This is a genomic window from Aliiroseovarius salicola (genome assembly GCF_027891095.1).
GTDB classification, from domain to species: Bacteria; Pseudomonadota; Alphaproteobacteria; order Rhodobacterales; family Rhodobacteraceae; genus Aliiroseovarius; species Aliiroseovarius salicola.
In genome coordinates this window covers 228817-245973 of sequence record NZ_JAQIIO010000006.1, presented here as the reverse complement: position 1 = coordinate 245973, position 17157 = coordinate 228817, and the positions used below count along the sequence as shown (strand labels likewise).

Annotated in this window: 20 protein-coding genes and 1 tRNA gene; 6 read left to right on the top strand and 15 right to left on the bottom strand. The window is 53.9% G+C overall.

The window, feature by feature from the left end:
* Positions 1-120: 120 nt before the first annotated feature.
* The 4 genes from O2N63_RS12930 (at position 121) to O2N63_RS12915 (ending at position 1878) form a co-directional block, all read left to right on the top strand.
* The gene (locus tag O2N63_RS12930) at positions 121-549 is read left to right on the top strand and encodes a CBS domain-containing protein (RefSeq protein WP_271054691.1); all 429 of its coding nucleotides are present in this window, start codon (positions 121-123) and stop codon (positions 547-549) included.
* A gap of 201 nt (positions 550-750) precedes the next feature.
* Positions 751-1215: a 50S ribosomal protein L13 gene (gene rplM, locus O2N63_RS12925; RefSeq protein ID WP_271054690.1), complete on the top strand. Its 465-nt coding sequence runs from the start codon at positions 751-753 to the stop codon at positions 1213-1215.
* Between the two features lie 2 nt (positions 1216-1217).
* Positions 1218-1706 carry a 30S ribosomal protein S9 gene (gene rpsI / locus O2N63_RS12920; protein WP_271054689.1) on the top strand — a complete coding sequence of 163 codons (489 nt, stop codon included), beginning with the start codon at positions 1218-1220 and terminating at the stop codon, positions 1704-1706.
* A 95-nt stretch (positions 1707-1801) separates the two neighbouring features.
* Positions 1802-1878: transfer RNA gene (locus tag O2N63_RS12915), tRNA-Arg, on the top strand.
* A 73-nt stretch (positions 1879-1951) separates the two neighbouring features.
* Here O2N63_RS12915 and O2N63_RS12910 read toward each other — a convergent pair.
* The gene (locus O2N63_RS12910; protein ID WP_271054688.1) at positions 1952-3286 is read right to left on the bottom strand and encodes a TadE/TadG family type IV pilus assembly protein; all 1335 of its coding nucleotides are present in this window, start codon (positions 3284-3286) and stop codon (positions 1952-1954) included.
* A 10-nt stretch (positions 3287-3296) separates the two neighbouring features.
* Entirely contained in the window at positions 3297-3701 is a 405-nt protein-coding gene (locus tag O2N63_RS12905) for a TadE/TadG family type IV pilus assembly protein (RefSeq protein ID WP_271054687.1), read from the bottom strand.
* Positions 3702-3782: 81 nt separating this feature from the next.
* Between O2N63_RS12905 and O2N63_RS12900 the strand changes: the two genes are divergently transcribed.
* Positions 3783-3929: a hypothetical protein gene (locus O2N63_RS12900; protein WP_271054686.1), complete on the top strand. Its 147-nt coding sequence runs from the start codon at positions 3783-3785 to the stop codon at positions 3927-3929.
* 28 nt (positions 3930-3957) lie between these two features.
* Here the strand turns inward: O2N63_RS12900 and paaZ are convergent, their stop codons facing one another.
* The 8 genes from paaZ to pcaF are packed head-to-tail and all read right to left on the bottom strand — an operon-like array spanning position 3958 to position 11613.
* On the bottom strand, positions 3958-5985 hold the full coding sequence (gene paaZ, locus O2N63_RS12895; RefSeq protein ID WP_271054685.1) for a phenylacetic acid degradation bifunctional protein PaaZ: 2028 nt from the start codon (positions 5983-5985) through the stop codon (positions 3958-3960).
* A gap of 44 nt (positions 5986-6029) precedes the next feature.
* A complete protein-coding gene (locus tag O2N63_RS12890) occupies positions 6030-6788 on the bottom strand; it encodes a Phenylacetic acid catabolic protein (protein WP_271054684.1) in 759 nt (252 codons plus the stop codon).
* 37 nt (positions 6789-6825) lie between these two features.
* Positions 6826-7890, bottom strand: a complete 1065-nt coding sequence (paaE, locus tag O2N63_RS12885) for a 1,2-phenylacetyl-CoA epoxidase subunit PaaE (protein WP_271054683.1) — start codon at positions 7888-7890, stop codon at positions 6826-6828.
* 9 nt (positions 7891-7899) lie between these two features.
* Complete coding sequence (paaD, locus tag O2N63_RS12880; protein WP_271054682.1) at positions 7900-8361, bottom strand: 1,2-phenylacetyl-CoA epoxidase subunit PaaD; 462 nt, start codon at positions 8359-8361, stop codon at positions 7900-7902.
* Complete coding sequence (gene paaC / locus O2N63_RS12875; protein ID WP_271054681.1) at positions 8361-9122, bottom strand: 1,2-phenylacetyl-CoA epoxidase subunit PaaC; 762 nt, start codon at positions 9120-9122, stop codon at positions 8361-8363. Before paaC ends, paaD begins: the two co-directional genes overlap by 1 nt.
* The gene (gene paaB / locus O2N63_RS12870) at positions 9122-9406 is read right to left on the bottom strand and encodes a 1,2-phenylacetyl-CoA epoxidase subunit PaaB (protein WP_271054680.1); all 285 of its coding nucleotides are present in this window, start codon (positions 9404-9406) and stop codon (positions 9122-9124) included. The genes paaC and paaB overlap by 1 nt, the downstream gene beginning before the upstream one ends.
* Positions 9407-9418: 12 nt before the next feature.
* Positions 9419-10408: a 1,2-phenylacetyl-CoA epoxidase subunit PaaA gene (paaA, locus tag O2N63_RS12865; protein WP_271054679.1), complete on the bottom strand. Its 990-nt coding sequence runs from the start codon at positions 10406-10408 to the stop codon at positions 9419-9421.
* 2 nt (positions 10409-10410) lie between these two features.
* Positions 10411-11613, bottom strand: a complete 1203-nt coding sequence (pcaF, locus tag O2N63_RS12860) for a 3-oxoadipyl-CoA thiolase (protein ID WP_271054678.1) — start codon at positions 11611-11613, stop codon at positions 10411-10413.
* A 384-nt stretch (positions 11614-11997) separates the two neighbouring features.
* Here pcaF and O2N63_RS12855 point away from each other — a divergent pair, with 384 nt between their 5' ends.
* Positions 11998-12810, top strand: coding sequence for a helix-turn-helix domain-containing protein (locus tag O2N63_RS12855; RefSeq protein WP_271054677.1), 813 nt, complete (start codon positions 11998-12000; stop codon positions 12808-12810).
* A 15-nt stretch (positions 12811-12825) separates the two neighbouring features.
* Here O2N63_RS12855 and O2N63_RS12850 read toward each other — a convergent pair whose 3' ends face one another.
* The 5 genes from O2N63_RS12850 to tmk are packed head-to-tail and all read right to left on the bottom strand — an operon-like array spanning position 12826 to position 17146.
* Complete coding sequence (locus tag O2N63_RS12850) at positions 12826-13755, bottom strand: AEC family transporter (protein WP_271054676.1); 930 nt, start codon at positions 13753-13755, stop codon at positions 12826-12828.
* 1 nt (position 13756) lies between these two features.
* Positions 13757-14557 (bottom strand): MBL fold metallo-hydrolase, encoded by an 801-nt coding sequence (locus O2N63_RS12845; RefSeq protein WP_271054675.1) that lies wholly within the window; start codon positions 14555-14557, stop codon positions 13757-13759.
* Positions 14557-15375 (bottom strand): TatD family hydrolase, encoded by an 819-nt coding sequence (locus O2N63_RS12840; protein ID WP_271054674.1) that lies wholly within the window; start codon positions 15373-15375, stop codon positions 14557-14559. The genes O2N63_RS12845 and O2N63_RS12840 overlap by 1 nt, the downstream gene beginning before the upstream one ends.
* Positions 15376-15386: 11 nt before the next feature.
* Positions 15387-16514, bottom strand: a complete 1128-nt coding sequence (locus O2N63_RS12835) for a DNA polymerase III subunit delta' (protein WP_271054673.1) — start codon at positions 16512-16514, stop codon at positions 15387-15389.
* On the bottom strand, positions 16511-17146 hold the full coding sequence (gene tmk / locus O2N63_RS12830) for a dTMP kinase (RefSeq protein WP_271054672.1): 636 nt from the start codon (positions 17144-17146) through the stop codon (positions 16511-16513). The genes O2N63_RS12835 and tmk overlap by 4 nt, the downstream gene beginning before the upstream one ends.
* Positions 17147-17157 lie beyond the last annotated feature (11 nt).

Genomic DNA, 17157 nt, shown 5'->3' with positions numbered 1-17157 from the left:
GGAACCGAGGCCAATCATGCACTAACATTCAAACTGGACCACTTAAGTGGGGCTGATCAGTGTTTGCAGCGATTGCGATAATAACAAGTAGATCGAGCATTCTTACTGAAAGGTGAAGAAATGACGATTTTACAACAAGTTCTCAGAGATAAAGGGCATGACGTTTTTTCAGTTGGTCCCGATAATACCGTTCTAGACGCCATCCAGCTCATGGCGGACAAGAATGTCGGTTCCTTGGTTGTGTTGAATGAGGGAATACTGGTCGGTATCGTGACCGAACGACACTATGCCCGAAACGTGTTCCTGAAAGGACGATCCTCTCCGAAGACTAAAGTAGGCGACATCATGTCAACCCGTGTGGTTTACGTGACGCCCGATCACACGGTGGATGAAGCGATGGCACTTATGACGGAAAAAGCTGTGCGCCATCTTCCGGTCATGGAAGGCGAGGAACTGGTCGGGATCATCTCAATTGGTGACCTGGTCAAAAGCACCATCAGCAGTCAAAGATTTGTGATCGAACAACTGGAACGCTACATAACCCGTTGAATTCTGAGGAAATAATTTAGTTCAGTTGTGATCTTCTGCTTAAGTTTCAGCAGGAAAGAGGTGTAGTGGGTTTTGTGGGGTAAAATAATACCATATTTATAACGCATTGAATTTGTTGACTATAACGCCGATATTGGTGCTTGACCCGTGCGTAAAAATCACTAAAACCACCCCATCCGAAACCCAATTAGGGCTGAATCAATGAAAACCTTCTCTGCAACGCCTGCAGATATCGACAAAAAGTGGATCCTGATCGACGCCGAAGGCGTTGTTCTGGGCCGTCTTGCTTCGATCATCGCAATGCGTCTTCGTGGCAAACACAAAGCCTCGTTCACTCCGCACATGGACATGGGTGACAATGTCATCGTGATCAACGCGGACAAAGTACAAATGACCGGCAAGAAGCGCACCGACAAAGTGCACTACTGGCACACCGGTTACCCGGGTGGCATCAAGTCGCGCACCGCTGGTCAGATCCTCGAGGGTGACCACCCCGAGCGTCTGCTGACCAAAGCCGTGCAGCGCATGCTGCCAGGCGGCAAACTGAGCCGTCAGCAGATGACCAACCTGCGCATCTACGCCGGCGCCGAGCACCCCCACGAGGCCCAGAGCCCCGAAGTGCTGGACGTCAAATCCATGAACCCTAAAAACACGCGTGAGGGCTGATCATGACCGAAGAGATCAAATCGCTTGATGAGCTGAACGCTGTCGTCGAAGGCACCGAAGCTGTTGTAGAAGTAGCTGCCCCCCGTGAGCCTGTCCGTGACGAGCTGGGCCGCGCCTATGCCACCGGTAAGCGTAAAGACGCTGTTGCCCGTGTCTGGATCAAGCCGGGCTCCGGCAAGGTCGAGGTAAACGGTCGCGACGTGAACGTGTACTTTGCACGCCCGGTTCTGCAGATGATCCTGCGCCAGCCGTTCGAAGTTGCTGGTGTTCTGGGTGAATTCGACGTTTACGCCACCGTTAAAGGCGGCGGCCTGTCGGGCCAGGCTGGTGCTGTGAAGCACGGCATTTCGAAAGCTCTGCAGCTTTACGAACCCTCGCTACGTGGCGCTCTGAAAGCTGCCGGCTTCCTGACCCGTGACTCGCGCGTTGTTGAGCGTAAGAAATACGGTAAAGCCAAAGCCCGTAAGAGCTTCCAGTTCTCGAAGCGTTAATCGTTTCAGAACCTCAGAAAAATCGGAAAGGGTCGCCAATGGGCGGCCCTTTTCATATTGCAGGCCTCAACCGCTTGCCATATACCAACCGCAACGCACCTATAGCTCAGCTGGATAGAGCGCTGCCCTCCGAAGGCAGAGGTCGCACGTTCGAATCGTGCTAGGTGCGCCAGTTCTCCTGACGCACCTGCTTACCTAATTTAGTGTATGATATTGGTGGGTTGCCGACCCCAGTAGGGCGGGGGTCAGTGTGCGAGGCGGAAATACTCGGCTTCGAAGTTGTTATCCATACCTGAGCCGCAAAACCCCATATCCATGTTTGACGTGCCGCTTACCGATCCGCCCGAGACAATTGACGCCCCATGAATACCATCCGCATTCGCGGTGAACGTAATGTCTTTCTTGGCCAGCAATTGGCTTCCGAAAATACTCAGGCCGGCGCTGAATTCCATTCCGCCAAGCGTCAAAATCTGGGCACTCCCGTCAGGCAGACAATTGTCATCCCGTCCGACCTGCAAATTTGAGCTGGAAGTAATGGACTTAATGTATGGGTTCGTGCTGGCGATGATAGCGTCTTCGAGGTGAAGTTCTTGACCAAACTGGATCTCGCATGGTGACACAACAACCACCTCGGAGACCGCCATTTTCGTAGTTCCGTCACCGTCATAGAATTTGAGCACGCCGTTCGCATGGCAATCAACATAGTGAATGCGACCAGGTGTCAGATCACTCATGCTTAAACCTTTACCGGTTTTTGGAGCCATATTGATTACCGGCAAGTTAGGATTAATATAGCTCGGGATCACTTCTGTATCGCCGGTGATCAGCCCATTTATGATGCTTTCAAGCTTGTTGATGATCCGGATTCGATAGCTGCCCTCTAGCGTGGCATTTTGAAGACCGGAATTTGTTTCCCACCCCGAATTTGGCAAATCAAAATTCGCCAGATCGGGCATGGAGACAAAGGTGCCTTCTTCATACAAGTTGTTGTTATTCATCGAGATGTAGTCGTTCGAATGCATGCAAAACCCGTTTGAAAAGGCATTGTTCGACTGAATGTCCACCTCGTCTTGTCCTACGATACCTTCCCGGAAACAAATCGGGCGATAGGTGGTAAACACGCTTTCAACTTTTAGATCAACGTTGGCAAGGCCAACGAGATATAGAAGAACGGTCCTAACCGGGTTGCCGTTTTCCGTCAGACGAGACGTCTCCAACAAAACCGATTTTCGTGAATTTGGCGAAACGGTGAAGCTGCCATCTGTATAGTCGAATTGGCCGAACTGAATGTCGTCTGCCGTGATGATCTCACCAAATTGAGCTTTTGGCATTGAGTGTTCTACCACTGCAAGAGCATCCAACTTGGCTTGTTCAGCTGTGTTGGTATCACGAGAGTAGAGGGCCGCATGGGCGGCAACGTCTGCAGTGATCTGCAGTTGAGTGTAGGCTTGAATAAGACGGCTTACGTCGATGGCAATGGCGGACAAGACCACCGACGTTGCGAAGATATACAATCCGAAAATTGTAAGCGCAGCATCCTCGTCTTTGACAAATGATTTCAGAAGTCGAAATTTGCTCATGACATCACCCTCAGTATTCAATGTAGTGTCGCGCGGATACACCGATGTTGTATCCGCTCAAGAAATTAAACACGCCTACGGCTGTGAGATCAGAAACGGGAACGCTGGCAGTGGTCTGAACGATCCCTAACGATTGGGTTGTGGTCGCAGTGGCCGTGGAAGACAAAGTTGCAAGCGAGTCAGTGACATATTTTGCTGTTGCTTCTTCACTGGTAATACGACCGATCGAATACGCCCGGTTTGCGTCCTGAACTGTGCGAAGAATGGTGGATTGTCGGAAGAAAACAAGGGATACATCCGCAATCATGGCCAAGATGATGACAAACATCGGAACCCAGAGAACGGCTTCGATGGTTACCCCGCCGTCTTCACGTTTCCAAAAGGAGAAACTTTTTCGTTTTGATCCGTATGCCATCGTTTTCTCGCGTATTATGAACCGGTTATCAGAACTCCCCACTCAACGAATGGGAAGAACCTAATTCTTAGTAAACCGAGGATGATGGCCGAAGTGTGGCGAGAAACAGGCGTTGTTTCGAAATCTGCAATGAAAACGGGCGCGACTGATGGTGTTTTTGAACAAATTGCAACAATGGGTTCAATTGAAATAAGCCCGCCGGGCAGGGCGGGCTTATCAATAAAATGAGCTGTAAACTGTTCCGGCCGAGGCCTATTCAGTAAGCGTTCATGGTCAGAAGCTCGTATTCGGCCACGAGTTCATCGTTCTGATTGGTCAGAGTCACATGCCAGCGAACTTCACCATATTCGTCTGTGCGCCGGGTTTTTGCCTTCACGGTCAAGCGCACCTTCATGCTGTCGCCTGCCTCTACCGGCTTCATGAAACGTAAGTTATCAAGCCCGGTATTGGCCAGGACCGGACCTTCATTGGGTTCCACAAAGAGGCCCGCAGCAAAACTCAACAGAAGATATCCATGTGCCACACGATCCGGGAAGAACGGGTTTCGCTTGGCCGCGTCGCTGTCCATATGGGCATAAAAAGTGTCACCGGTGAAATGCGCAAACTGTTCGATGTCCTCCAGTGTGACTTCGCGTGGTTTGGTGTGCAAAGTCTCACCAATCGACAGTTCACCGAATTTGCGTGTGAACGGATGGGATGGACCTTCGATTTCCGTAGACCCCGGCACCCAGCGATTGCCAATTGCGGTCAGTATATCCGGGCTGCCCTGAATTGCGGTGCGTTGCATATAGTGAAGCACCCCACGCACACCACCCATCTCTTCGCCGCCGCCAGCTCGGCCCGGTCCACCATGCACCATATGAGGCAGGGGAGAACCATGTCCGGTCGACTCTTTCATTGATGTGGCGTTGTTGAAATACAGCCGTCCATGGAAGGCACCTGCACCCAGCGCCATTTCTCGCGCCACGTCGCCTGATGCGGTGATGACGGATGCCACAAGCGAGCCTTCACCTTTATTGGCGAGTTCAATCGCGTGGGGGATATCGCGATAGCCCATGATGGTCGAGACCGGACCAAAGGCTTCGGTGGAATGCACGACAGTTGCTGAATCCGGTGATTGGCAGTGGAACAGCATGGGTTTCAGAAACGCTCCTGCGTCCACTTCCCCGGTGAAGCTACTGTCGTCGGGGTCGCCGTAGACAAGCGCGGATTCAGTACCAATAAGGGCCGCCTTTTCCAGCACATCCTGCTTCTGACCGGCTGAAACAAGTGCCCCCATACGAACATCTTCTGCGCGTGGATCTCCAATCACGGTTTTTTCAAGCCGTGCCGAAAGCGCCTCAATCACATTCTGTACGTGTGTCTCCGGAGCGATGATCCGTCGGATCGCGGTACATTTCTGTCCCGCTTTTGTGATCATTTCGCGGTGTATTTCTTTGATAAAGAGGTCAAATTCCGAGCTTCCGGGTTCTACGTCTGGACCCAGAATGGATGCGTTCAGACTGTCCTGTTCGGCAACAAACCGCACCGAATTTTTCAGGATATTCGGATTTGACCGCAACATCGATGCTGTTTGTGCTGATCCCGTAAAGCTCACCACATCCTGCGCGCCGAGACGATCCAGAAGGTCACCGGTGCCGCCGGAAATCAGCTGCAAGGCGCCTTCAGGAAGAATGCCACTTTCCAGCATGATGCGAACGCAGGCCTCAGTCACATAGCAGGACGCCGTGGCAGGTTTTACGATGGCGGGCACACCTGCGAGGAGGGTAGGTGCGAGTTTCTCCAACATCCCCCAGACCGGGAAGTTGAACGCGTTGATATGTACCGCAACCCCTTGAAGAGGCGTGGCAATATGCATTCCAAGGAAGGTGCCATTGCGCGAGAGCTGCTCGATGTCACCATCGATATAAATGTCGCCATCAGGCATTTCGCGACGGCCTTTGGAGGCGAAGACAAATACAGTGCCAATACCTCCGTCAATGTCGATCATGTGGTCGGATTGGGTGGCACCTGTGTCGAAACTGAGGTCATAGAGTTCCTGTTTACGCTTCCCCAGATGCATCGCCAGCGCCTTGAGCATCTTAGCCCGATCATGAAAACCCATTTTGCGCAGGTTTGGGCCACCCACATTACGGCCAAACTCAAGCATGGCCTGCATATCAAGTGCAGCACCACCCGCTTCGGCGATTTGCGCACCGGAGATTGCAGAATGGATTGGGCGTGCGTTTGGGCCGGGTGCAACCCACTGGCCAGCGGCAAAGCTGGCGATTTTCATGATCGTCATGTCTCTGTCCTTTCGGGACCGGGAAGTAACTTTGAATTCTTCGTTTAAGGGGCTGTCAGGCCAAGCGCGTCCAGCTGGTCAGATGCGAGCTTGTCCCATTTTTCGCGCAGTTCAGTATTGGTGGAATGGCGAAGACCAAATTGAGTAAGTTGTTTGGCGCGTGTCGACACGGCCTGCCCAAAGCTTGCATCCACAAGCGGCCACCAATAGTTCACAGAATCCTGCAGAACTTCTTTGCTGGTGCCTTTTGCCAGTATGTGTTCGATCCCCTCGATGGCCAAATCGGTATGATTAACCTCAATCGGAGTAATCTCCCGGAAGGCTTCGGCGAGGGGCTGATACGAAACGCGGCTCAGTTCGCTGAGCTGCACACCTACAGCAAGCCCCATCAGCATGTTCATGACCACCGCATCTTGCCATGTGGTCAGCGGATAGTTGAATACGGATAGACGCATGTCTTGGGCATTGCGTGTCGCGCCGACAGCCGCGTTTCGATCCAAGCGGTCGGTCCAAGGGTGATGCGTGGCATAACGGTCGGTATTTGCGCCAAACTCCCCCATGATCTTGAGGACTTTGTCGGCATTGTCGGTCTTTTCCAGCACGATTTTGGCGGCAGCAATGCGTTCCTTGATACCGGGACCAGAGTTGATCATGTCGGCAAAGCCCGCAGCGCCAGCGAGTTCACTGTCGACAAATGAGGCCATGAGCCGCATGAGTTCGGCCCGATAGCGGGCAGGAACGTTGATGGGGCTGGTTAGTTGGCCACCTTTTGCCAGATAGTCGGTGATGCTCATTTCGCTCATGACAATCCCTCCTTAAGTATGACGTGCAAGTCTATGATTATTGGTCATAATCAACGACAACTTTGTCGGATTTGGCATAGGCCTGACAGGAAAGCACATAGCCTTTTTCCACCTCGTAATCCTCGAGCGCGTGGTTCGCGATCATGTCCACATCACCTTCCAGCACCTTGCAGCGGCAGGTGGAGCAGACACCGGCTTTGCAGGCGAAAGGCGCGTCCATGTTTTCGGCCAGTGCCGCATCTAGGATTGAGGTGTCGGCATCCATGGTGATTGTTCGCGCGGATCCATCAAGTGTGATGACGGCTTCGGTTCCTGTCCCGGAGCTGGCGCTACTGGACACCGCTTTTTTCGCGGCCCGGCCGGGTTGGGCAGAGGCAAAAAGTTCAAATTTGATCTGGCTGTCCGCAAGCCCGTGGTTCCGAAGGGATTTGGCGATCCCAAGCATCATCGGCTCGGGGCCGCAGATGAACGCGGTGTCAATGGATTTGATATTGATCCATTGCTTGAAGAGCAGGGCACATTTTTCCTCGTCCACCAAACCGGTAAAGAGGTCAATTTCCTGCGTATCCGCTTCCAGCACATGGATCACGGTGAAACGCCCCATATAGCGGTTCTTTAGGTCTTCAAGCTCCTCGCGGAACATAATGGTGTTTACGGATTTATTGGCGTAGACCAGCGTGAAGTCGGACTGCGATTCACGGGCCAGCGTGGTCTTGATGATCGACAGGACCGGGGTGATGCCAGATCCGCCGGCAAATCCTAGATAGGATTTTGCCACTTCCGGCTCGATTGGTGTGTGGAAATTGCCCATCGGCGGCATCGCCTCAATCGTGTCACCGGCGGACAGATCTTCATTGGCCCAGGTCGAGAAGGCCCCACCATCAACCCGTTTGATGCCCACTTGCAGGATTCCATCGTCCTTGCCCGCACAGATCGAATAGCTGCGGCGCAGTTCCTGCCCGTCAAAATCGCGACGGAAGGTCAGGTACTGACCTTGTGTAAAGTTAAAACTCTCCGGCTCATCCGGGGTCAGCGTTACCACCACCGCATCGCGGATGGTCTTTTGAATGTCAGTCACAGTCAGTTTGTGAAAGCGCGCCATGGGTCTCTCCTAGATGCACTTGAAATAGTCGAAGGGTTCAAGGCAGCTTTTGCATTTCCAAAGCGCCTTGCACGGGGTGGAGCCGAATTGGCTAGTCTTTTCCAGATCATGGCTGCCACAATTCGGGCAACGCTCCGGTTGGCCTTTGGGCGAGGGTGGGGCGATGCCGTATTCTTCCAGCTTCGCCTTTCCCTTTTCGCTAAGCCAATCAGTGGTCCAGGCCGGCGAGAGCTGTTGATGCAGCTCCAGCCGAGTGATCCCGCGGTCGCGCAACGCGGTTTCGATATCGAGGTTGATGATCGAGGTGGCTGGGCAGCCGGAATAGGTTGGGGTGACGGCAACATGAAGCATATCACCTTCCCAACGCACGTCCCGGATCACGCCCAGATCGACCAGAGAGATCACCGGGATCTCTGGGTCGGGCACCTGATCAAGCCAGGTCCAGATCGTATCAACCGCAGGCTGGGGCATTACCAGCTGGCCCCCGGATAGGCCCGTTGCAGCCATTGCATGGAACACAGCATGTGACCGAGGTGCTCGGTATGCATGTATCCGGTGCGACCGCCTTTATGGGCGTATTTACTGCCGGGGATCGTCAGGGTGGCCTCACTCATCACCGACTGCACCTTGGCGTCATATTCTTCCCGCAAAGAAGTCGGGTCCGGGGCAATGCCTGCGGCGACCATGGCGCCGTCCACCTCGTCGCTTTGGAACATCTCACCCACATAGGGCCAGAGGTAATCGAGGGCGGCTTGCATTCGCGTGTGGCTTTCCTCGGTACCGTCACCCAGACCAATCACCGTGTCGCCGGAACGTTCTACGTGATAGGCCACCTCTTTCGACGCTTTCTCTGCGATGGCGGCGATCCGATCATCTGACGAAGAGGCCAGTTTGGACAGCATGATTTGCGACCAGGCGTCATACAGGAACTGGCGCATCAGGGTCCGGCCGAAATCACCATTAGGCAGCTCGACCAGCAGCACATTGCGGAAATCCCAGACGTCGCGCAGGAACGCCAGATCGTCTGCTGATCGGCCCTTGCCCTCAACTTCGCCAGCAAGTCCAAGCCACAGTTGGGTCTGGCCAATCATATCAAGCGCGGTGTTCGCAAGCGCAATATCTTCCTCCAGCACCGGCGAATGGCCACACCACTCACTGACGCGATGCCCCAGCACCAAGGTGTTGTCGCCCAAGCGCAGGAGGAACTGAAACAGTTGGTCCTGATCGGCCATCACATGCTCCCCACTTCGTCCGGAATGTCGAAAAAGGTCGGGTGGCGATAGACCTTGGAATTAGACGGCTCGTAGAGCGGTCCTTTTTCTTCCGGGCTGGAGGCCGCGATATGTACGGCTTCCACCGCCCAGATCGACACGCCTTCATTACGGCGGGTATAGACGTCGCGGGCGTTCTTGATCGCCATTTCCGCGTCGGGGGCATGCAGGCTGCCAACGTGACGGTGGCTCATCCCATGCTGACCGCGGATGAAGATTTCCCAAAGGGGCCATTCGTTGCTCATCTGATTTCTCCCTTATTCTGCTGCGGTTCGCGCGGATTTCTTGCGGGCATGTGCCAGAAGACCGTCACGCACCCATGCGCCGTCTTCCCAGGCATCCACCCGATCTTTCAGTCTGTCGACATTGCAGGGGCCATTGCCCTTGATCACGTCGAAAAATTCATTCCAGTCCGGGTCCGAGAAATCGTAATGACCCCGCTCCTCGTTCCACTTGATGCCCGGATCCGGCAGGTCGAGGCCGAGATATTCGATCTGCGGTACGGTTTGGTCTACAAATTGCTGGCGCAGCTCGTCGTTGGATTTCACTTTGATTTTCCATGCCATCGACTGTTCGGAGTGCGTAGACTCGCTGTCATTTGGCCCAAACATCATGATCGCCGGGAACCAGAGACGGTTGACGGCATCCTGCGCCATAGCCTTCTGCGCCGGCGTGCCAAAGGCCATTTGCATGATTGCGTGATAGCCTTGGCGGGCGTGAAAGCTTTCTTCTTTACAGATGCGGATCATCGCGCGGCTATACGGGCCGTAAGAGGTGCGTTGCAGTGCCACCTGGTTCACGATCGCGGCTCCATCGACCAGCCAGCCCACTGCACCAATGTCAGCCCAGTTCAGGGTGGGATAGTTGAAGATTGACGAGTATTTCATCCGGCCTTCATGAAGCAGTCGCACCAGTTCATCCCGGCTTTCACCAAGGGTTTCCGCGGCGGAGTAGAGGTAAAGACCATGGCCAGCCTCGTCCTGCACTTTCGCAAGCAGGATGGCCTTTCGCTCCAATGTGGGTGCGCGGGTAATCCAGTTTCCTTCCGGAAGTTGGCCGACCACTTCAGAATGCGCGTGCTGTCCCATTTGACGGATCAGGGTTGCGCGGTAGTCATCTGGCATCCAATCCTTTGGTTCAATCTTTTCGTCGCGATCAATGCGATCTTGGAATTCTCGTTCCTGATCAGACATTTCCTCGCGGTTCTTCACGCCAGAACGGGCGGTTTTGATCATCTGTGCATACATCGTCAGATCCTTTCGAGAATAAGCGCTACACCTTGGCCAACCCCCACGCACATGGTGCAGAGCGCATAGCGACCACCGGTACGTTGAAGCTGATAGGCTGCGGTCAGAACAAGGCGTGCGCCGGACATGCCAAGTGGATGCCCAAGAGCGATCGCGCCCCCGTTTGGGTTCACATGAGGCGCATCGTCAGCCACACCCAGCTCACGCAGAGTGGCCAGCCCCTGTGAGGCAAATGCCTCGTTCAGTTCAATCACATCCATCTGTTCGATGGTCAGCCCAGCCTTGGCCAGAACCTTGCGGGTGGCTGGTACCGGACCAATGCCCATAATCCGAGGTTCCACCCCGGCTGCCTGCATTGCGACAACACGGGCCATTGGCGTGAGGTTATTTTTTTCGACGGCTGCGTCTGAGGCGACAATCATTGCAGCCGCGCCGTCATTCACACCGGATGCATTCCCCGCAGTCACGGTCTTTTCTGACCCGTTCACGCCTTTGAGCCCCGAGAGTTTCTCGGCACTGGTGCCGGGGCGTGGATGTTCGTCCGTGTCGACAATCAAAGGGTCGCCTTTTCGTTGGGGAATGGCAACGGGTATGATCTCGTCAGCAAAGATACCAGCTTCATGCGCGGCGTGCCAGCGGGCTTGGCTGCGGGCAGCAAAAGCGTCCTGATCTTCGCGGCTGATCTGGTATTCATCTGCCACATTATCAGCGGTTTGCGGCATGGAGTGGGTGCCGTGTGTCGCATCCATCGCCTTGTTCACAAAACGCCAGCCAATAGTGGTGTCATAGACCGCATTAGCGCGAGAAAAGGCGGCGTGAGCTTTGGGCATCACGAAGGGGGCGCGGCTCATGCCTTCCACACCGCCCGCGATGCACAGATCATAATCACCGGCTTTGATACCGCGTGCGGCCATGCCAACCGCATCCATGCCTGAGGCGCACAGCCGGTTCACAGTGGTGCCTGGGACATCTATCGGCAGACCAGCCAGAAGGGCGGCCATACGGGCAACATTACGGTTGTCTTCACCTGCCTGATTTGCATCGCCATAGATCACATCATCCACAGCCGTCCAATCAAGTTCCGGATTGCGATCCATCAATGCCTTGATTGGAAGTGCAGCCAAATCGTCAACGCGCAGGCCTGACAATGCACCGCCGAAACGCCCGATAGGGGTGCGTACAGCATCGCAGATAAATGCGTTCATGTTGTCCTCCCAGATTTGTCGGTTAAGTGCTTTCAGCGTTCACAAAACCGACCGTATGGTCGACAATAGATTCAGGAGAGCCATCCGGCAAGAAAAATTGTAGCAAACCGAATGAAAGAGGGCTTTTTTGGCAATATTTAGTGGGTAGCCATACTCCAAAGTTTATTAAGTAGAGGGTGTAATCTTATGAATAAAAACAGTAATTTAAATTGTATTTGACAGATAATGATTGAGTGCAGCATGTTTTGCAAAAAGCCAACTAATATGTTAAAAGGTTGAATGGCTTGCTTTTTTTGCAATCACAGATCGTTGTGCTGATCGAATTTAGTCTGTAGTTTTTCTTGGTTTCCCGTAAATGTTTAATGAAAGGCTCCAAGAAACTTCGTGTCGCATAAAAAAGCACAGATCAGTCCGCGTGAGATTTATGAGGTCTTCTCTTTGAACCTGACGAAGCTGGTTGAAAGCTCGTCGAGCTCGGTAACCCGGATCTGTCAGGAAATCGGCGTCAACCGAACACAGTTCAACCGATATCTTTCTGGACAAGCCAACCCAAGACCTGATGTTCTGCATAAGATTTGTCGTCATTTTAAAGTTGACGCACGTATCTTATTGGAGCCGCTGAAAGGCCCTATGGGCAACGAAGATCAAAGTTCGGAACGTTGGATGTCAGATAGCCCGTTTCGAAATTTTATCTTTGGTAGGCAAGACCGATTAAATCTGAGTGTTCCGATTCCGTTGGGTATTCATCGATATTGGCAAAGATCATCTCTCCATTCCGATTGGGTAAATAGTTATACAATCCGTATTTTTGATATGGGAGGGGCGACGGTGTTCCGTGCTGTACCTGATCGACGGAATGATAAGGTTCTTGGTCAATACACCTCGAAGAAAAAAGGTGAGATCAGGGGATTTTTTATGTCACAGGTGGATGGGGTTGTCATGGTGGGGTTCAAAAATGACAGCCAGAGAATATCCATGAGTTATTTGACAGCGATTACACCGGACAGCCCGGTCATGCCGGGTATCGTAATGCTGACCAGACCAGAGCTTGCGCAGGCAACGCGGATAGAGCGATGCGCCCTCGAGTTCCTCAACCAAAAACCAGGATTGCGGGCCAACTTGCGCGACCGCTGCGGGAGATTGCTTAGTGAACTGCCCGAATTCATTGCGCACGGGTTGAGGGGTAAAGTGCGTTGAAATTGGGGCAGGTGTTTATGTCAGCAACGCAAGCCAGGCCCAGGCGGTTAAGATCGACAGGGTCGTGGCCACCAGAACTGCAGTTGCTGCCACCCGTTTCGCGACTCCATACAGGTTGGCGAATACATAGGCGTTGACACCAGGGGCCATGGCCGAAGTTATGATCGCTGATCGAAATGCTGTTTCATCAAGCGCCAATGCGCGTCCGATCCCCCAGGTGATTGCTGGATGCAGCAACAGAGACACCGCGCAAATATAGAGCACAGTTTTTACGTCTCCTTCCGGCTTGTATCGATAGAGAACTCCCCCAAGCCCAAAGAGAGCAGCCGGGATCGCGGCCTTGGCGATTAGTGAAAACGCATCTGTCACAACACCGGGCAACGGAATGCCACCCAGATTGACTGCAAATCCCAGCGTAATAGCGATTACGAGGGAATTTCGGAGCATGGAGCGCACAAAACCCGTAAAGGCTGCCAGTAATCCGCGCCCCTGTGCCCTGGCAATCTCCATCGCCATGACGCCGATCACATAGCACGTCGGTGCATGAATAGAGATAATTGCATAGTTTCCGGCTAGCGCGTCGGCACCAAATGCGCGTTCTGTAATGGGAAGGCCAAGCAACAAAGAATTGGAAAACAGCGTGGCAAATCCAATCGCTACAGAATCTGGCCATGGGCGCCCAAATAGAAACCGCGCTCCTAAAAGCCCTGCAAAGAAGCCACTGACTGCGCCTGTGTAAAAACTGACAAGAAGTTTCGGATCAAAGTTTGCTTCGAGATCAAGTCGGGAAATCGCCAAAAACAAGAGGATGGGCACCGCAAGATTGGTGGCGAAATACATCAGCCCCTCAACCGCTTCGACACCGATGATTTTACCCCATGTGGCGAGGTATCCGATGCCGATGACCAGAAAGACCGGCAGGATGACCTCAAGAAGGGCGCTCATATCAAATCTCGATTTCGATGATCATGCCATCATAGGCCACACTGACATGCTCGGGTGTTTCGGCCTCGACCGTGGCATGGTCAAGGTCGATATGCATGTTTGTCAGGATGCCCCGTTTGGTTCCAACGCGCTCAATCCACTCCAGCGACTGATCAAGATGGAAGTGGGTCGGATGTGGCGAACGGCGAAGAGCATCGATCACAAAATGGTCCAGCCCTTCGAGATGGGGCAGGGCGGTTTCGGGAATTTCGCTCACATCCGGAAGATATGCGAGATTTCCAATTCTGAACCCCAATGAGTCGATTGAACCGTGGGCCACTTCGAATGGAGTGAGGTGGATGGGACCACCTTCACCGTCAATCACCACTTCGTCTTTTATGGTGTGAAGATCGAGAATAGGCGGGTAGCTTGACCCTTCCGGCTGCACAAACGCATAGCCAAAACGCGACATCAGCGCATTTTGCGTATCACCATCGGCCCAGACGGGTAAACGACGACGCATGTTGTAGACAATCATGCGAAGATCGTCGATCCCGTGCATATGATCTGCGTGGCTGTGGGTGTAAACGACAGCGTCCAGTTCGCCCACTCCCGCTGACAACAGCTGGTGGCGCATATCCGGTGTGGTGTCGATCAATACGCGCGTAACACTTCCATCATTTGAAGTGCGCGTTACAAGAGCCGAGCAGCGTGATCTGATATTCTTTGGGTTATTCGGATCACAATCCCCCCAATGCCCCCCAATCCGGGGAACGCCGCCGGATGATCCGCAGCCGAGGATGGTGAACGTGATCTGGTCCATCAGGCATTCACCTCATAGGCAGCCACCTTGGTGAATAGGCGGTCAAAATTATCCTGGGTCTGAGCGGCAAACGCCTCGTAACTCATGCCGTACAGCTCTGCGCCAACCTTGGCGGTATGCACGGTGTAAGCCGGCTCATTGCGTTTGCCGCGCTTGGGCGGTGGCGCAAGATAAGGCGCATCGGTTTCCACTAGAATTCGATCAAATGGAGCATCGGCAAAAATGTCCCGCACTTCTTGGCTGCGCGGGAATGCAGCAATTCCGGACATGGACAGATAAAATCCAAGTTCAAGCGCAGTTTTCGCAAGATCCGGCCCTGAGCTGAAGCAATGCATGACACACTCAAATGCGCCTTGTTCATGTTCTTCGGTCAGAATCTTTGCCATGTCGTCATCGGCATCACGCGAATGGATGATCAGGGGCAACCCGGTCTGGCGGGCTGCCTCGATATGAACGCGCAGGCTTTTCTGCTGAACAGCTTTCGTATCTGCGGTGTAGTGATAATCCAGTCCCGTTTCGCCGATACCGACAAATTTCGGGTGTTCAGCCAAGGCAACAAGTTCCTCGACCGTGACCAATGGTTCATCGGCAGCTGACATCGGATGGGTCGCCGCAGCAAAGAACACAGGCGCATAGTTGTTCACGATTTCATGCACTTGCGGAAGGTTCTTCATCTTGGTGCAGATGGTGACCATGCGGGTCACGCCTGCGCGTTGGGCACGGGTTATGATTTCGTCCAACTCACCGTTGAAATCCGGAAAGTCCAAATGGCAGTGGCTGTCGGTTATGGTTGGAACCGGGCTGTCAGGGGTGCTCATCTTGCGCCTTTTCACGCAGCCATCCGGGCCGCTGTTTCATTGATCTTGAAAACCATATCAAGGATCAGCGCCGCGGGGTCAAGGTTGACTGATCGACCGTGTCCGGCACGCGCAGACAATTCCTGTTGAAGCTGTGCCCAGCCACGGGCAGCGGGGGCGTGAGGGGCGAGGCGTCGGATCACATCCAACTCTCCCTCGGCAGCCGGAAACTCAGGCGGCACGCCTGCGCCGATACGTGCGATGCGAGCAATGAAAAGGTCGATCAGACGGAGGGTCAGGTCAAATTTTTCAGCATTGGCTTTGCCCACGCAACCATCCGCCAGCTTTAACGCACGGGGACGGTCATAATTCGGTGAGGATTGAAAGACCCTTACGAGCTCCTGATAAATCTCAAGCCCGTTGTTGTTCAGAACCCGAAGTGCTTCTCCTACGGATCCCCCAGCCAACTCACCAAGGGCCCGTAGATCTTGCTCAGACGGATATTCGTCCAGATCCCCCATGATCTGTGAAAGAGCGTCCGGTGACAGAGGGGAAAGACGCAGCTCACGACAGCGAGAGCGGATTGTGGGCAGCAGGCGTGAGGGCTGGTGACTGATAAGCAGTATCACAACATTTGCGGGTGGCTCCTCAAGCACTTTGAGAAGGGCATTGGCGGCTGAACTGTTCATTTCATCCGCCGCATCCACGATCACGACACGACGCCCACCCCCGGCGGAGCTGAGTGCAAAGAAGCTCTTGAGCTTGCGCACCTCGTCGACTGTGATGTCTTGTTTAAGACGCTTGAGTTTTTCGTCCCACGGGCGGCGCAGCAGAAAGAGGCCGGGTTCCGACAGAGCATTTACCCGGCGCGCGATCGGATTGTCCGGGGAAATATCCATGTTTTCCGGGGCAGGGGCCGCGAACATGCCACCGTCATCGGGTGGCGTGGCCAACAGGAACCGCGCGATGCGCCAGGCCAGAGTGGCTTTTCCCACGCCGCGTGGTCCGGTGATCAACCAACCATGATGCAGACGATCCGAGTTGAACGCGTCGAGAAACCGGCTTTCGGCTTCGTTTTGCCCAATCAGTCGCGCTGCATCACGAGGGTGGGGCACGCCCTCAATGCGATCGGGTTCCGGGATCTCTTCGATGTTGCTCATGTCAGGGCGTCTTCTGCCAGTTTGGCCACTTCGGATGCAACCGTTACCATGTCCCGCCCGCCGTCGATCACGCGGAAACGATCCGGAGCGCGTTCTGCGAGTGCCAAAAACCCTTTACGCATCAGCTTTTGCAGATCTGCCCCAAAATCTTCGAACCGTTCCTCGTCTCCTCCGCGGCCTTTTGCGCGGGCCAGACCGGTTTCGGGATCCATGTCGATAAGGAAGGTCAGATCGGGTTCTTGCCCGATCATCAGTTCGTGCAGCTTGTCGACAGTGTCACGAAGATCACCTGATCGCGTACCCTGATAGATCCGAGAGCTGTCGGCAAACCGGTCGGTGATCACAATCTTGCCTTCGGCCAATGCCGGACGGATCAAACGCTCGAGATGGTCGCGACGTGCTGCTGTGAATAACAAGAGTTCAGTTTCCGCCGACCATCGGTCAGGATCACCCTGTAAAACCAGTGCCCGGATTTCCTCTGCACCTGGGCTTCCACCAGGTTCGCGCGTGAGAACAACGTCGTGCCCCATTGCACGGAGATGATCTGCCAACAACCGAGCCTGAGTGGACTTACCCGAACCGTCTATGCCTTCAAAACTGATGAACAGCCCAACCCCATTGGATTCAGTCATGATCCTGGTCC

Bases quoted from the DNA above. Each gene is read 5' to 3' on its own strand.
- O2N63_RS12930 (WP_271054691.1), top strand. From the start codon at position 121: ATGACGATTTTACAACAAGTTCTCAGAGATAAAGGGCATGACGTTTTT.
- rplM (WP_271054690.1), top strand. From the start codon at position 751: ATGAAAACCTTCTCTGCAACGCCTGCAGATATCGACAAAAAGTGGATC.
- rpsI (WP_271054689.1), top strand. From the start codon at position 1,218: ATGACCGAAGAGATCAAATCGCTTGATGAGCTGAACGCTGTCGTCGAA.
- O2N63_RS12910 (WP_271054688.1), bottom strand. From the start codon at position 3,286: ATGAGCAAATTTCGACTTCTGAAATCATTTGTCAAAGACGAGGATGCT.
- O2N63_RS12905 (WP_271054687.1), bottom strand. From the start codon at position 3,701: ATGGCATACGGATCAAAACGAAAAAGTTTCTCCTTTTGGAAACGTGAA.
- O2N63_RS12900 (WP_271054686.1), top strand. From the start codon at position 3,783: ATGATGGCCGAAGTGTGGCGAGAAACAGGCGTTGTTTCGAAATCTGCA.
- paaZ (WP_271054685.1), bottom strand. From the start codon at position 5,985: ATGACGATCATGAAAATCGCCAGCTTTGCCGCTGGCCAGTGGGTTGCA.
- O2N63_RS12890 (WP_271054684.1), bottom strand. From the start codon at position 6,788: ATGAGCGAAATGAGCATCACCGACTATCTGGCAAAAGGTGGCCAACTA.
- paaE (WP_271054683.1), bottom strand. From the start codon at position 7,890: ATGGCGCGCTTTCACAAACTGACTGTGACTGACATTCAAAAGACCATC.
- paaD (WP_271054682.1), bottom strand. From the start codon at position 8,361: ATGCCCCAGCCTGCGGTTGATACGATCTGGACCTGGCTTGATCAGGTG.
- paaC (WP_271054681.1), bottom strand. From the start codon at position 9,122: ATGGCCGATCAGGACCAACTGTTTCAGTTCCTCCTGCGCTTGGGCGAC.
- paaB (WP_271054680.1), bottom strand. From the start codon at position 9,406: ATGAGCAACGAATGGCCCCTTTGGGAAATCTTCATCCGCGGTCAGCAT.
- paaA (WP_271054679.1), bottom strand. From the start codon at position 10,408: ATGTATGCACAGATGATCAAAACCGCCCGTTCTGGCGTGAAGAACCGC.
- pcaF (WP_271054678.1), bottom strand. From the start codon at position 11,613: ATGAACGCATTTATCTGCGATGCTGTACGCACCCCTATCGGGCGTTTC.
- O2N63_RS12850 (WP_271054676.1), bottom strand. From the start codon at position 13,755: ATGAGCGCCCTTCTTGAGGTCATCCTGCCGGTCTTTCTGGTCATCGGC.
- O2N63_RS12845 (WP_271054675.1), bottom strand. From the start codon at position 14,557: ATGGACCAGATCACGTTCACCATCCTCGGCTGCGGATCATCCGGCGGC.
- O2N63_RS12840 (WP_271054674.1), bottom strand. From the start codon at position 15,375: ATGAGCACCCCTGACAGCCCGGTTCCAACCATAACCGACAGCCACTGC.
- O2N63_RS12835 (WP_271054673.1), bottom strand. From the start codon at position 16,514: ATGAGCAACATCGAAGAGATCCCGGAACCCGATCGCATTGAGGGCGTG.
- tmk (WP_271054672.1), bottom strand. From the start codon at position 17,146: ATGACTGAATCCAATGGGGTTGGGCTGTTCATCAGTTTTGAAGGCATA.